This window comes from Devosia sp. YIM 151766, from assembly GCF_030285925.1.
GTDB lineage: Bacteria > Pseudomonadota > Alphaproteobacteria > Rhizobiales > Devosiaceae > Devosia.
Map to the genome: position 1 here is coordinate 1,134,813 of NZ_CP127251.1, position 13,579 is coordinate 1,148,391.

Annotated in this window: 12 protein-coding genes; 10 read left to right on the forward strand and 2 right to left on the reverse strand. The window is 62.8% G+C overall.

Annotated features, from left to right (window positions below):
- Nucleotides 1–179: 179 nt before the first annotated feature.
- The 5 genes from O9Z70_RS05410 to O9Z70_RS05430 all read left to right on the forward strand — a co-directional run bounded on the left by O9Z70_RS05410 (nt 180) and on the right by O9Z70_RS05430 (nt 6,467).
- Nucleotides 180–962, forward strand: a complete 783-nt coding sequence (locus tag O9Z70_RS05410; protein ID WP_286021457.1) for a GntR family transcriptional regulator — start codon at nt 180–182, stop codon at nt 960–962.
- Nucleotides 959–1,999, forward strand: a complete 1,041-nt coding sequence (locus O9Z70_RS05415; RefSeq protein ID WP_286021458.1) for an SIS domain-containing protein — start codon at nt 959–961, stop codon at nt 1,997–1,999. Before O9Z70_RS05410 ends, O9Z70_RS05415 begins: the two co-directional genes overlap by 4 nt.
- On the forward strand, nt 1,996–3,165 hold the full coding sequence (nagA, locus tag O9Z70_RS05420) for an N-acetylglucosamine-6-phosphate deacetylase (protein WP_286021459.1): 1,170 nt from the start codon (nt 1,996–1,998) through the stop codon (nt 3,163–3,165). Before O9Z70_RS05415 ends, nagA begins: the two co-directional genes overlap by 4 nt.
- A gap of 550 nt (nt 3,166–3,715) precedes the next feature.
- Nucleotides 3,716–5,161: a hypothetical protein gene (locus O9Z70_RS05425; protein WP_286021460.1), complete on the forward strand. Its 1,446-nt coding sequence runs from the start codon at nt 3,716–3,718 to the stop codon at nt 5,159–5,161.
- A 265-nt stretch (nt 5,162–5,426) separates the two neighbouring features.
- Nucleotides 5,427–6,467, forward strand: coding sequence for an OmpA family protein (locus O9Z70_RS05430; RefSeq protein ID WP_286021461.1), 1,041 nt, complete (start codon nt 5,427–5,429; stop codon nt 6,465–6,467).
- Nucleotides 6,468–6,497: 30 nt separating this feature from the next.
- Here the strand turns inward: O9Z70_RS05430 and O9Z70_RS05435 are convergent, their stop codons facing one another.
- Nucleotides 6,498–7,448, reverse strand: a complete 951-nt coding sequence (locus O9Z70_RS05435; protein WP_286021462.1) for an alpha/beta fold hydrolase — start codon at nt 7,446–7,448, stop codon at nt 6,498–6,500.
- Between the two features lie 171 nt (nt 7,449–7,619).
- Between O9Z70_RS05435 and dapA the strand changes: the two genes are divergently transcribed.
- Nucleotides 7,620–8,495, forward strand: a complete 876-nt coding sequence (gene dapA / locus O9Z70_RS05440; RefSeq protein ID WP_286021463.1) for a 4-hydroxy-tetrahydrodipicolinate synthase — start codon at nt 7,620–7,622, stop codon at nt 8,493–8,495.
- A 5-nt stretch (nt 8,496–8,500) separates the two neighbouring features.
- Nucleotides 8,501–8,998: an SsrA-binding protein SmpB gene (smpB, locus tag O9Z70_RS05445; protein ID WP_286021464.1), complete on the forward strand. Its 498-nt coding sequence runs from the start codon at nt 8,501–8,503 to the stop codon at nt 8,996–8,998.
- Between the two features lie 291 nt (nt 8,999–9,289).
- On the opposite strand, the gene O9Z70_RS05450 is transcribed toward smpB, so the two are convergent.
- Nucleotides 9,290–9,841, reverse strand: coding sequence for a LabA-like NYN domain-containing protein (locus tag O9Z70_RS05450; RefSeq protein ID WP_286021465.1), 552 nt, complete (start codon nt 9,839–9,841; stop codon nt 9,290–9,292).
- Between the two features lie 219 nt (nt 9,842–10,060).
- On the opposite strand from O9Z70_RS05450, the gene rpoZ reads away from it, so the two are divergent.
- The 3 genes from rpoZ (at nt 10,061) to pyrE (ending at nt 13,512) form a co-directional block, all read left to right on the forward strand.
- Entirely contained in the window at nt 10,061–10,429 is a 369-nt protein-coding gene (rpoZ, locus tag O9Z70_RS05455; protein WP_046105001.1) for a DNA-directed RNA polymerase subunit omega, read from the forward strand.
- A 220-nt stretch (nt 10,430–10,649) separates the two neighbouring features.
- Nucleotides 10,650–12,929: a RelA/SpoT family protein gene (locus O9Z70_RS05460; RefSeq protein ID WP_286021466.1), complete on the forward strand. Its 2,280-nt coding sequence runs from the start codon at nt 10,650–10,652 to the stop codon at nt 12,927–12,929.
- Complete coding sequence (pyrE, locus tag O9Z70_RS05465) at nt 12,922–13,512, forward strand: orotate phosphoribosyltransferase (RefSeq protein WP_286021467.1); 591 nt, start codon at nt 12,922–12,924, stop codon at nt 13,510–13,512. Before O9Z70_RS05460 ends, pyrE begins: the two co-directional genes overlap by 8 nt.
- Nucleotides 13,513–13,579: the final 67 nt, after the last annotated feature.

Sequence of the window (13,579 nt, forward strand, 5' to 3'; positions counted from 1 at the left end):
TCCATGATGGCGATGCCCGACATAAAAGCTCTCGCCAGAAAATACAATTCATACAGCGCCATGACGCTGTCGGGTGGCCCTGAGCGCAGGGGCTTGGTAAATGGTATTTTATTGGTATTATGCGGCGGCGCTGCCCCGGATCGATCTCGTAAGCCGGGCCAAGGCCAGTGGAGGAATATGTGACGGACCAGTCCGGGAATGTCTTTGGTGATGGTCCCGTGGTGCTGCCGGTGGGCGGCCCGCTCTATCTTCAGCTCAAGCGCTGGATCGAAGATGCCATAAAACGCGGCACGATCAAGCCCGGCGATGCCCTGCCATCCGAACGCGATCTGGCGCTGCGCGCCGATGTCTCGCGCGTAACCGTGCGCAAGGCGGTGCAGCAGATGGTGCAGGAGGGCGTTCTGGTGCAGCGCCATGGTTCGGGTACGTTCGTGGCGCCCGAAACCCAGCGCGTCGAACAATCGCTGTCCCAGCTCACCTCCTTCACCGAGGACATGGCCAGGCGCGGCATGTCGGTGCGGGCCGAATGGCTCGATCGCGGCCTCTATACGGCCTCCCCGGAAGAAACCGTGGTTCTCGGCCTGACCTCGGGCGAGCGGGCCGCGCGCATCGCCCGCCTGCGCCTCACCGGCGACACGCCCCTGGCCATCGAGCGCGCCAGCCTGTCTTCGAATATCCTGCCCGATCCCGCCGGTATCGGCGATTCGCTCTACAAATATCTCGACAAGTTCGGGGTGCGTCCGGTCCGCGCCATCCAGCGCATCCGCGCCGCCAATATTGCCGAGGACGACGCCCATCTCCTGCAGGTGCCCATGGGCTCGGCAGGCCTGCATATCGAGCGCATTTCCTATCTCGCGACAGGCCGCGTCATCGAATTCACCCGCTCCATCTATCGGGGCGATACCTATGATTTTGTCGCCGAACTGCGTCTTGGCGATCCCAGTGTCGGAGTCAAGTCATGAGCCAGGCCATCACCGCTCAAACCCATATGCGTGAGGAAGTGGGCCAGATCCCGCAGATCGTGACCGGCTTCCTTGAGGCTTCCGCGCCGGTTCTCGACAAGGCCGCCGCCCATCTGCGCCAGGCCGACCCGTCCTTTGTGGTCACGATTGCCCGCGGCTCATCCGACCACGCTTCGACCTATCTCAAATATGCCATCGAATTGACGCTGGGCTTGCCGGTCGCCTCGATCGGGCCGTCCATCGCCTCCATTTATGGCAAGGACCTCAAGCTGGCCAACGCCGCCGCCATCGCCATCTCGCAATCGGGCAAGAGCCCCGACATTGTCGGCCTGGCGCAATCCGCCCGCCGCAGCGGCGCTGCTGCCATCGCCATCACCAATACCGTGAATTCGCCTCTGGCCGCGGCCAGCGATTTCACCATCGATCTGCATGCCGGGGTGGAAAAGAGCGTCGCCGCGACGAAAACCTTTGTCACCTCCGTGGTCGCCGGCCTGGCGCTGCTCGGGCGCTGGAGCGGCGATGCCGATCTGATCCGCGCCGTGGACGCCTTGCCCGAAAGCCTGGCTGCGGCCATCGCCTGCGACTGGTCGGACATGATCGTCGCGCTGGATGGCCATTCGGCCCTTTACGTCCTTGGCCGTGGCCCAGGCCTCGCCATCGCCAATGAGGCGGCGCTGAAATTCAAGGAAACCTGCCTCATCCAGGGCGCGGCCTATAGCGCCGCCGAGGTGATGCATGGCCCGGTCTCCATCGTCGCGCCGGGCTATCCCGTTCTGGCGCTCGCCGGGCGCGACGCCGCCGAGGCTTCGGTCGCCGACATGGCGCATAAGCTGGCCGGGCAGGGCGCCCGCGTCTTCCTCACCAGCGATCGTGCCGGTGCGGCCACGCGCCTGCCCTTCGCCGCCACCGGTCATCCGCTCACCGACCCATTGGCGCTGATCGTCTCCTTCTACGGCTTCGTGGAAGCGCTGGCCCGCCATCGCGGCCTCAATCCGGATACCCCGCCCCTGCTGCGCAAAGTGACGGAGACCGTATGAGCGACCTTCTCGCCATCGCCGGCCCGCATATCTTCGATGGACAGGATTGGCATGACGGAGCCGCGCTGCTCATCGAATTCGGCTTCGTCTCCGGCATCACGGAACGGGATGCCATTCCGACCCACGCCACGCGCGTCGATCTGCCCGGCGGCATGCTCGTTCCCGGTTTCATCGACCTTCAGGTCAATGGCGGCGGCGGCGTCCTGTTCAACAATGCCCCGACCCTTTCTTCCATCCGCACCATCTGCCGCGCCCATGCCCAATTCGGCACCACCGCCCTGTTGCCCACGCTGATCACCGATACGGTCGAGATCAACATCGCCGCCATTGCCGCCGGCATTGCCGCCCATGAGCACCGCGTTCCCGGCTTTCTGGGCCTGCATCTGGAAGGACCGCATCTGTCGCAGGCGCGCAAGGGCACCCATGATCCGGCCTTGATTCGCCCCATGGACGATGCCGACCTCGCCCGCCTTGTCGAAGCCGCCCGGGCATTGCCCAACCTGCTCTGCACCATTGCGGCCGAATCCGTCACGCCGCAGCAGATCGCTGCGCTTGCCGCCGCCGGCGCCCTGGTCAGTCTCGGTCATTCCGATGCCGGTTATGACGCCGCCAAGGCCGCCTTCGCCGCCGGGGCCCGAATGGCGACACATCTGTTCAACGCCATGAGCCAGCTCGGCAATCGCGAACCCGGCATTGTCGGCGCCGTGCTCGACAGCCCGCAGGTTTTCGCCGGCCTCATCGCCGATGGCATCCACGTCCATCCCGCCGCCATCGCCGCCGCCCTGCGCGCCAAACAGGGGCCGGGCCGCATCTTCCTGGTCACCGATGCCATGTCCCAGACCGGCACCGACATTGCATCCTTCACGCTCAATGGCCGCGCCATCACCCGCGCCCAGGGCGCGCTGCGCCTCGCCGACGGCACCCTGGCCGGCGCCGATCTCGACATGATCGATGCGGTCAATTTCATGATCGACACCATCGGCCTCACCCCCGAGGAAGCCTTCCGCATGGCAGCGCTCTATCCGGCCCAGGCCTTGGGCCTCGCCCCAACCCACGGCCACCTCCACCGCGCCGCCATCGCCAATTTCGTGCACCTGTCGGAAACTCGGCAAGTCCAATCCACCTGGGTGAATGGCGAAAAGGTCTGGGCCAGAGACGAGCCCTGATGGGCTCCGCCTCCCACGGACCCCATCCAATCTCCGCAGCCTCACCCAATCTCCCATAGACCTCACCCTGAGCCTGTCGAAGGGCGAGGTCGGCACACACCGAATCTGCGTCCCATGGTTCGCCAAGCCCGCCACGAGGTCCCGGCAGCAGGGCAGGGGTCGATAAAACCGCCCCCACCACGCCCCCTTCACATTTCCACCATGCCGCCGCCACGCTTGCGGCAGGCCCGCCGTCCCGGCATTTCCGCCCTCACTCGCCCGGATGCCGTCAATTTTAACGATTTCTTTAATTCGCTTAACAGGTCGTTTCCATCTGTGTGCTGAATCTGCAACAAGTCATGGGCAACCAGATTGTGTCAGCCCCAAAACCGGCTTGCCGCGATTGCTTCCGGTTTTTCCATGCGTAGAGTGGGCCTTGCGAATCCATGCATGGGATCGTTTGTCGGTCGCAACGCGACGGCAACACACAGCACCACGAATTGTGTGGTCGCGTTTCGACAAACCGCTGGGTAACCGGCACCAAAAAATGACTGACTTTGGAGGTCAACCAATGAAACTCAAGAGCCTTATCCTCGGTTCTGTTGCCGCTGCCGGTCTCTCGACCGCCGGCTTCGCCGCCGATCTGGGCGTGCTCACCTCGCTGGACGTCTGCGACTCGCTGGGCATTTCCGGCCTGACCATCTCGTCCGCCGACAACTGCCTGGCCATCTCCGGCAAGGTTGAATACGAATTCAACTGGGGCGACTACAACGGCAACTTCAACGGTGGCGTCGACACCTGGGCTGGTAACCGTCAGATCATTGACAACGGCGACTTCGTCTTTGCCGGCACGACCTACAACAACGATTGGGGCTCCAAGGTTGAGACCTGGCTGAAGTTCGTTGGCACCGCGTCCAGCGATTTCGGTCCGGCATCGGCGACCATCAAGCTGAAGTCCGTGCAGCAGTGGAACGTGACCAACGAAGGTTACGGTCTTCTGCCCCCCACTCCTCCGGGCACTCCTGGCTATGTCGGGCGCGTTGCCGGCGGTGATATGACTGCCGGTGACGGTGGTTTCGTCATCGACGAAGCTTTTGTCCAGGTTGGCGACACCACCACCATCATGGCTGGTAAGAAGGGCTCCGTTGCCAACTTCAACGATGACGAGCCGTTCAACTGGCTCGGCCTGTTCAACTCCGACGCCGTCGACAAGGGCGTGATGTTCGCCAAGAACCACCCCAAGACCGGTGGTCACGTGATCCAGGTCGTGTCGAGCCTCGGCAATGGCGTCACCGTCAAGGCCGGCCTTGAAAACCTCGATAGCGCCGCTGCTGGTGATTTCGGCAACCCCGTCTTCTATGATGAGGTTGCTGGCGCTCAGGCTGCCGGTACCCTCGTCGGTGTGGTCGAATATGCCGGTGACGGCATCACCGCCCACGTCACCGCCCTGGCCGGTGGTGTCCTTGACGGTATCGTCGAAGATTGGGCTGTCCATGCTGGCGTGACCGGCACTTTCGACGCCTTCAAGGTTCGCGTTGCCGGTGCTTACAGCAACAACAATCCCAACAACGACACCTATTGGAACGTCCTGGGCTCGGTCGAAGGCAACTTCGACATGTTCACCATCGCCCTGTCGGGTGAAGCCAATGGCGGTACCAATGCCGGTGTTGCCATCGCCAATCAGGCCGGCTTCGGCGCTTCGATCGGTGCTGCCGTCATCGAAGGCGTGAAGATCAACCTGGGTGGTCGCTGGTTCGACGAAGACACCGCGACGAACAATAACGAAACTTACCAGATCGCGGCTCAGCTCGTGGCTGCCGTCACCGAAACCATCGAACTTTCCGGTGAAATCGGCGTCTATGGCAGCAACAAGGTTACTCCGACCGCTACCGACTTCTACGGCAAGGCCGAACTGGCCTGGAAGCCGGGTGGTCAGTTCGAATCGTCGCTCGGTGCTGAAGTTCACCAGAACGGCGCTTACAAGGTCACCTTCAAGGCCTCGAAGGAATTCAAGTAATCCTTGGATTACTGCTGAATTCGGAAAGGCCCGGCTCTGCCGGGCCTTTCTTTTTGTGGGCTCCGCTTGCACAGCCTCCCATAGACCTCATCCTGAGCTTGTCGAAGGACGAGGTCGCGGCCACCACGAGCCATCACCATGATGGCTTGTGCCGGAACGCCTTCACTTCGCCGGCATATCCCCCAGACCGCCGCGCCATTCCCCTTTCTGCCATTGCGCAAATCATCTACCGTTTGAAAAGTTGCGGTTTTTCAATGGATTCGGGATGATCAGGGACCTCGTCAAATGGGTGGCGCCGGGTGTGGTAACAATGCTGGGCGGCACCATGGCGGCCTTGGCCATGCCGATGCCCGTACCGGTCACGCCTATTTCCATCCATCTCAACATCTTGGTTGAGCCTGGCGCCATAAGCCATTCCAGCAGCACAGCAAATGCGCGCCAGCATGAACAATTGGTGGCGCAATCCGGCTCCATCGTCGAATTGCCGCCGCCGCGCCGCGATGACAATTCGACCAGCACCAGTCCGCAGGCCGACGATATGCGGCCCGAAACCAGCCAGGCGGACGTCCCGGCCGAAGCGCCCATGCCGGCCTTCGATTCCGCCTATCGCTTCGCGGCCACACGCGCCGCCGATGGCGTCATCGTCCTCGATGGTCAGGTCCCCGCCAGCGCCACCGCCACTTATCTCGCGAGTCTCGCCGGCGCCGAGGCCGAAGCCCTGATCGTCGCGCCCGGCGCGCCGGCGGACTTTGCCAGCAATGCGCAGGCCGGCATGCGCGCCTTGCTGCAATTGCATGAAGGGCGCCTGGCTTTCGCATCCGGCACGTGGCGCCTGACGGGCACGGCCGCCAGCGCCGCCGAAAAAGCCGCCATCGAAGCCGGTTTCGCCGCCTTGCCGGGCTGGTTCACTGCGCTGACGGTGGCGTCCGAGCCGCTGCTGTGCCAGGAGCGCCTTGCCGAGCTTTCCGCTCATAACGCCATCCTGTTCCAGTCGGGAAATGCGATTATCGCCCCTAGCGCCAATGCCGAGCTCGACCGTTTCGCCGCGGCCCTGGCGCTCTGCCCCGAAACCCTGGTCTATGTCGAAGGCCATACTGACAGCGACGGCGACGACCGGCTCAATCTGGCGCTTTCGGTGGCGCGGGCCGAGGCTGTCGTCAAGGCGCTGATCGAGCGCGGCGTCAGCTTCACCCGCCTTTATGCCGTCGGCTATGGCGAATCCCAGCCGATCGCCGACAATGCCAGCGCCGAAGGCAAGCGGCAGAATCGGCGCATCGTGGTCAATGTGCGCAATGCCGACGACTGATTTGGCCGCCCAAGGCGATCCATGAAGGCCCTATGCCGCTTTTCGTGCCCTTCCGGCGCTGGTACGAAACACGAATTCGGCCACGGCCTCGATCTCTTCGTGCTGGCTGAGCAGGGCAGGGGAGCCCTGGCCGACAATGGCAAGCATTGTCGCATCGGCTCGCCTGCGCACCATTTCCTCGAACGTCTCCCGGCGCAATTGATCGGTCAATTGCGTCCGCAGCAGCATTAGCGGCGCGCATTTCAACGCATCGTAGAGCGGCCATTGCGCCGCCAGCACGTCATCGAAACTGAAATCCTTCAGCAAGTCGATCAATCTGCTGTCGAACAGGGGCCGCGATCGCCCGCTCCTGCCGAAATAATGCGTGCGCAGAGCCAGGGCGTCGAGCTGGTGGTCCGGCAGCCCCGGATGATCGCCCGACAACATGCGGCGAAATCCGGCTTCCGCTGCCTTGCCGCGCAGGCTGGTCACATGGGCCAGATTATTGCGCAGTCGCACGATGCCGCGCGAATCCGTCACCGGTCCGGCATCGAGCAGGATCGTGCCGCCGATCAGCAAGGGATGCGCCGCCGCCAGGGCCATGGCCACCTGCCCGCCATGCCCCTGTCCGAGCATTATCGCCTTGCCGATCCCCAGGGCCGCGAGAATATCGGCCAGGTCGCGCGCATCGGCCAGCGAGCCGTAATCGGAAAGCCGCTGCCGGTTGTCCGCCCGCCCGCGCCCGGGCAGGTCCACCAGGACGGTCGGCCAGTTCCTCGGCCCCAGCAAGCGGAAATAATCGGCGAAATCGGTAAAATCGCTCATATTGCGATGATAGCCCGCCACGCAGACAACCGGCAGGCGATCCGGCGCGAACGCGCCGCGCATATGCACCGCGGCGCGGGTCCTTGCATCCCGCAGCAAGATGGGACGAACGGGCAGGTTCGCAAAGGCCGGATGCTCGGCCGGTATGGTTCTGCGGCGCTGGAACAGGGCAAACATGCTCTCATTTACCGACGCCGCATATCATCTCACAAGGCGTTTCACGCGCCTTGTGGCATTGAGCCGATAAAAGTATGCTGCAACCTGTTCGGCATCGGCGGATGCTGGGCCATTTCAACGTGTAAAAATGCCAGGCCGCTGCGCCGGCACCCAATTGAGGAATACCGATAAATGCTGCGAGGTTCGATTACGGCGCTCATCACTCCCATGCGCGATGGGGTCGTGGACGAGAAAGCCTTCGCAAGCTTTGTCGAATGGCAGATTGCCGAGGGCTCCCATGGTCTGGTGCCGGTGGGCACGACCGGCGAAAGCCCCACCGTCAGCCACGATGAGCATAACCGCATCGTCGATATCTGCGTCGAAGTCGCCAATAAGCGCGTGCCCGTCGTCGCCGGCGCCGGTTCCAATTCCACCTCCGAGGCCGTGTCGCTGGCCCGCCATGCCGAACGGTCCGGCGCCGATGCCGTGCTGTCCGTCGTGCCCTATTACAACAAGCCCAGCCAGGAGGGCATGTTCCAGCATTTTTCCGCCGTGGCGGCCGCCGTGGGCATTCCGGTCATTCTCTATAGCGTTCCCAGCCGCACCACGGTCGATCTCACCGTCGACACCATTGCCCGCCTGCATGAAGCGCATCCCAATATTGTCGGGGTCAAGGATGCCACCGCCGATCTGGGCCGCGCCAGCCTGCAACGCGTCAAGCTCGGCGCGGATTTCATCCTGCTGTCAGGCGAGGACATCACCGCCCTTGGCTTCAACGCCCATGGCGGCAATGGCTGCATTTCGGTCACCTCCAACATTGCGCCGCGCCTCTGCTCGCAGATGCAGGAACTGTCCTTGGCCGGGGATTTCGCCGCTGCCCGCGCCATCCAGAATCAGCTCGTTCATCTTCACAAGAACATGTTCGTCGAACCCAGCCCCGCGCCGGTCAAATACGCCGCCAGCCGCCTCGATCTCTGTGCCAACGAAATGCGGCTGCCCGTCGTGCCCCTGTCTGCGGCCGGCGAAGAGACGGTGGACTTTGCAATGCGGCAGGCCGGCCTTATCTAAGCTCCATGAGCAGCAAGAACGACAAAAGCAAGAATGGGTGGATCAGCCACGGTCTGGTGGCTGAAAACCGGCGCGCGCGCTTCGATTACGAAATCGGCGACACGCTGGAAGCCGGCATCGTGTTGACCGGCACCGAGGTGAAATCACTGCGCCTCGGCAAGGCGCAGATCGCCGAATCCTATGCCGCTCCGGAAAACGGCGAGCTCTGGCTCATCAATGCCCATATTCCTGAATATCTCCAGGCCAATCGCTTCAACCACCAGGAGCGCCGTCCGCGCAAATTGCTGGTGTCCAAAAAGCAATTGTCCAAGCTGGACCAGGAAGTCGCCCGCGCCGGCAACACCATCGTGCCGCTCAAGCTGTTCTTCAACGATCAGGGCAAGGCCAAGCTGCTCATCGGCGTCGGCAAGGGCAAGAAGAACTTCGACAAACGCGCCACCAGCCGCGACCGCGACTGGAACCGCGACAAGGCCCGCATCATGAAGGAAGGCGGTCGCGGCTAAGTCATCCTGCCATCGTCAACTCCGTGGGCGCGCCCCATGGTTCGACAAGCTCACCATGAGGCCTACCGACCATCGAACGCCGCTCTCCTGCAGACCTCATCCTGAGCGTGTCGAAGGACGAGGTCGGTAAACCCCGTGGCCGCGCCCCCATGGTTCGACAAGCTCACCATGAGGTCTATCGACCATCGTACGCCGCTCTCCCGCAGACCTCATCCTGAGCTTGTCGAAGGAAGAGGTCGGTAACCCCCCGGCCGCGTCCATCGTTCAACCGGCTCACCACGACCGCCTTGTCTAAACCTCGACCGGCCGTTGCGCTTGCGGCCGGCCGACCGATTTGGCCAGATCGGCCACGTCGAGAAAGAAATCCGCCTGCCGGCGCAAATCGTCGGAAATCATCGGCGTTGAGGTCGTCAGCGTCGAAACCACGGTCACGCGCTTGCCCTTGCGCTGCAAGGCGGCCACCAGTGCGGTAAAATCTCCGTCACCGGAAAACAGCACCAGGTGATCGTAATAGGGCGATTGTTCCAGGGCATCGACGGCCAGTTCGATGTCCATATTGCCCTTCACCTTTCGCCGCCCGGTCGCGTCGGTGAATTCCTTGGCTGGCTTGGTCACCACGGTATAGCCATTGTAATCCAGCCAGTCGATCAGCGGCCGGATCGAGGTATATTCCTGATCCTCGACCAGCGCCGTGTAATAATTGGCGCGCAACATATAGGCCTTGCCGCTGAATTCGGTCAGCAGCTTGCGATAATCGATGTCGATGCCTATGGCCTTGGACGTGGCGTAGAGATTGGCACCGTCGATGAAAAGGGCGATCTTTTCGCGCGGATCAATGGTCATGAAAGCTCCAAAAGGGCAGGGGGCTGCCTGAATGCAATGCGCCGCCAAACGCGGCTGAACGTCATTATTTTCGCTGAAAACCTAAGGTTAATTCGGTGTTCGCACATTTTCATTTTGTCGACAAGGCGGCCGACATAAGCGGCTTTCTGCGGTAAACCTTGTCATGGCCGGCGCCATCGTGTATTGCGGGCCCTCATTCCCCCTATTGTGGAGACGTTCGTGGCCCGCGTCACCGTTGAAGACTGCATTGAAAAGGTCGAGAACCGCTTCGACCTCGTCCTCATGGCCGCTCATCGCGCGCGCATGATTTCCTCCGGCGCCCAGATCACCGTGCCTCGCGACAACGACAAGAATCCCGTTGTCGCCCTGCGCGAGATCGGCGACGGCACCATCTCGCCCGAAGACCTGCATGAGGACCTGATCCACTCGCTGCAGAAATATGTCGAGGTCGATGAACCCGAATCCAGCGCCGCGCCGCTTATCGAAAGCGCCGGCGACGACGATTCGATCAATTTCGACACGATCAGCGAAGAAGAATTGCTGCGCGGCATCGAGAGCCTGGCTCCGCCGGAGCGCCGCGACGACTGAGAGCCGTCCCCCTAAGGCAGCCCGCATTCAAGACATGTTACGCCCCCGGCTCAAACCGGGGGTGTTTTGTCATGTCGCACCGGGCTTGAGGCGATATCGGCCCGAGCCATTGATCTTCCCCCGTGCAATGCCATATCAGGAATGACCGGCATCCGTCGGACGCTCTTTTCATTTCCATCACAGGCGCTAAGTTCATATCCGTGAGCGAGCGGCCAACTTCATGATGCGTCAATACGAACTCGTCGAGCGTGTTCAGGTCTATAACCCGGACGCCGACGAGAATTTGTTGAACAAGGCTTATGTCTACGCCATGCAGAAGCATGGCTCGCAAAAGCGCGCCTCCGGCGACCCCTATTTCAACCATCCCCTCGAAGTCGCCGCCATCCTGACCGAGCTCAAGCTCGACGACGCCTCCATTGCCGTCGGCCTCTTGCACGACACTATCGAGGACACCGACGCCACCCGCGCCGAGATCGACCACCTTTTCGGTCCCGAGATCGGCACCATCGTCGATGGCCTGACCAAGATCGAGCGCCTCAACCTGGTGTCTCGCGAAGAGGCGCAGGCGGAGAACCTGCGCAAGCTGCTGCTGGCCATCAGCCAGGATGTGCGCGTGCTGCTGGTCAAGCTCGCCGACCGCCTGCACAATATGCGCACCCTGCAATTCATGGCGCCGGAAAAGCAGCGCCGCATCGCGCAGGAAACCATGGACATCTATGCGCCGCTGGCCGGCCGCATGGGTATGCAGGACATGCGCAGCGAGCTGGAAGACCTGTCCTTCCGCATTCTTCAGCCCGATCATTATGACGCCATCATTGCCCGTCTCGACCAGATGCAGGCGGATAATCAGGAAGCCATCGAAACCATCACCACCGAATTGACCGAGCGGCTGGCCGATGTCGGCATCACGGCGCGGGTCAAGGCGCGGGTGAAGTCGCCCTATTCGATCTTCTCCAAGATCGAGCGCAAGTCGATCGCCCTGGAACAGCTCTCGGACATGATCGGCTTCCGCGTCGTCGTCGGCTCGGTGGAGGAATGCTACCGCACCGTGGGGCTGATCCATACCCAATGGAAGGTCGTGCCGGGCCGCTTCAAGGATTATATTTCGGTCCCCAAGCACAACGATTACCAATCGATCCATACCACCATTGTCGGCCCCGGCCGCCAGCGGGTGGAATTGCAGATCCGCACCGAGGACATGGACCGCATCGCCGAATTCGGCATCGCCGCCCATGCGCTCTACAAGGATGGCGCTTCCGCCAATCTCGGCCGCATCGAGATGGAATCGCATGCCTATGGCTCGTTGCGGCAGACCATCAGCCACCTGACCTCCGGCATCGCCTCCGAGGATTTCCTCGAATATACCAAGCTCGAACTGTTTCAGGATCAGGTCTTCTGCTTCACCCCGCGCGGCCGCCTCATCGCCCTGCCGCGTGGCGCTACGCCCATCGATTTCGCCTATGCCCTGCATACCGATATCGGCGATACCTGCGTCGGCGCCAAGATCAATGGCCTGATCCTGCCGCTCGTCACCCAGCTCCGCTCCGGCGACGAGGTGGAAATTCTGCGCGACCAGAACCATCGGCCGCCATCGAACTGGATCGGCATTGCCGCCACCGGCAAGGCGCGCGCCGCCATTCGCCGCGCCGTGCGCCAGACCGCGGCCCAGCGGGCCCTGGCGCTGGGCGAACATGTGCTCAACATGATGCTGGAGCGCGAAGGCGTCATGCTGGACGAAGCCGAGGGCAAGGCCCTGGCCGAAGCGCTCGACCAGCCCTCCAAACGCGACATGCTGGTGGCCGTGGGCGAGGGCAAGATCGGCTCCGAGCCGCTCGGCAATGCCCTGGCCCAGATCAAGGGCATCCGCAAGCGCCGCCGCAAGCTCGACCTGCCGGTGGCCGACACCGCCGATGGCTGGTTCGCCCTGCGTTCGACCGACCAGTTCCGCTTCCGCGTGCCCGGCGGCCAGCGCGCCGGCCCCCGCGCCCGGGCGGCCCTCGCGACGCTGGATTTCCACACGCCGGTCCGCCTCTCGGGCGAAGGCGTGGTGCCCGGCGACCGTCTGGTCGGCATTCTCGAGCCGGACATGCCGCTGACGATCTATCCGATCCATTCCGATGCCCTCATCGAAAAGCATGACAGCGACGTGGCCTGGGTCGATGTGCGCTGGAACCTCGGCGATAAGGACGAAAGGCTCTATCCCACCATCGTTTCGATGGAATCGGTCAATCGTCCCGGCTCGCTGGCGCAGATTTCCTCCGCCATCGCCGCCTGCGATGCCAATATCAACAATCTGGTCATGCGCATGATTTCGCCGGACTTTCACCAGATGATCTTCGAAATCGAAGTGCGTGACCTTGCGCAATTGACCGATGTTCTGGCAACGCTCAAGCGCAGCCCGGGCCTTTCCGCCGTCCAGCGGGCGGGCATTCGCGAGGCGGGGATGATTTCCACCCTCGAATGGGACGGCAGGGTCGACAGGAGTTCGCGTGATGAATAGGGACGAGGTGCTGGATATTTTCCGCCAATGCGGCGCCATGCTGGAGGGGCATTTCATTCTCTCCTCGGGCCTGCGCTCCCCGGTCTTCCTGCAAAAGGCCAGGGTGTTCCAATATCCCGGCCAGACCGAAAAACTCTGCCAGGCCCTGGCCGAGCGCATCCGCGCCGCGGTGCCCGGCGTCACCAAAGTGGTTTCGCCCGCCATTGGCGGCATCATTCCCGGCTACGAGACCGCCCGCCAGCTTGGCGTGCCGGCGCTTTATACCGAACGCGTCGACGGCCAGTTCGAACTCCGCCGCGGCTTCGAGATTGCGCCGGACGATGTGGTGGTCGTGGTCGAGGATATCGTCTCGACGGGCCTTTCCATCCGCGAATGCGTTGAGACGCTGCGCCGGATCGGCGCCAATGTCGCCGCCGCCGCCTGCCTCATCGACCGTTCCGCCGGCGAGGCCGAGATCGGTGTGCCGCTGGTCAGCCTGATCCAGTTCAAGGTCCCCGCCTATCCGGCCGATCAGCTGCCTCCCGAACTGGCCGCCATCCCGGCGATCAAGCCCGGCAGCCGCGGCATTCAGGGGGTGAAGTGATCGCATCCGCATCCTCCTCATCCGGCGCTGCGCGCCACCTTCTCCCCGAGGGGGAGAAGAATATTGC

Bases quoted from the DNA above. Each gene is read 5' to 3' on its own strand.
- O9Z70_RS05415 (WP_286021458.1), top strand. From the start codon at position 959: ATGAGCCAGGCCATCACCGCTCAAACCCATATGCGTGAGGAAGTGGGC.
- nagA (WP_286021459.1), top strand. From the start codon at position 1,996: ATGAGCGACCTTCTCGCCATCGCCGGCCCGCATATCTTCGATGGACAG.
- O9Z70_RS05425 (WP_286021460.1), top strand. From the start codon at position 3,716: ATGAAACTCAAGAGCCTTATCCTCGGTTCTGTTGCCGCTGCCGGTCTC.
- O9Z70_RS05430 (WP_286021461.1), top strand. From the start codon at position 5,427: ATGATCAGGGACCTCGTCAAATGGGTGGCGCCGGGTGTGGTAACAATG.
- O9Z70_RS05435 (WP_286021462.1), bottom strand. From the start codon at position 7,448: ATGTTTGCCCTGTTCCAGCGCCGCAGAACCATACCGGCCGAGCATCCG.
- dapA (WP_286021463.1), top strand. From the start codon at position 7,620: ATGCTGCGAGGTTCGATTACGGCGCTCATCACTCCCATGCGCGATGGG.
- smpB (WP_286021464.1), top strand. From the start codon at position 8,501: ATGAGCAGCAAGAACGACAAAAGCAAGAATGGGTGGATCAGCCACGGT.
- O9Z70_RS05450 (WP_286021465.1), bottom strand. From the start codon at position 9,841: ATGACCATTGATCCGCGCGAAAAGATCGCCCTTTTCATCGACGGTGCC.
- O9Z70_RS05460 (WP_286021466.1), top strand. From the start codon at position 10,650: ATGATGCGTCAATACGAACTCGTCGAGCGTGTTCAGGTCTATAACCCG.
- pyrE (WP_286021467.1), top strand. From the start codon at position 12,922: ATGAATAGGGACGAGGTGCTGGATATTTTCCGCCAATGCGGCGCCATG.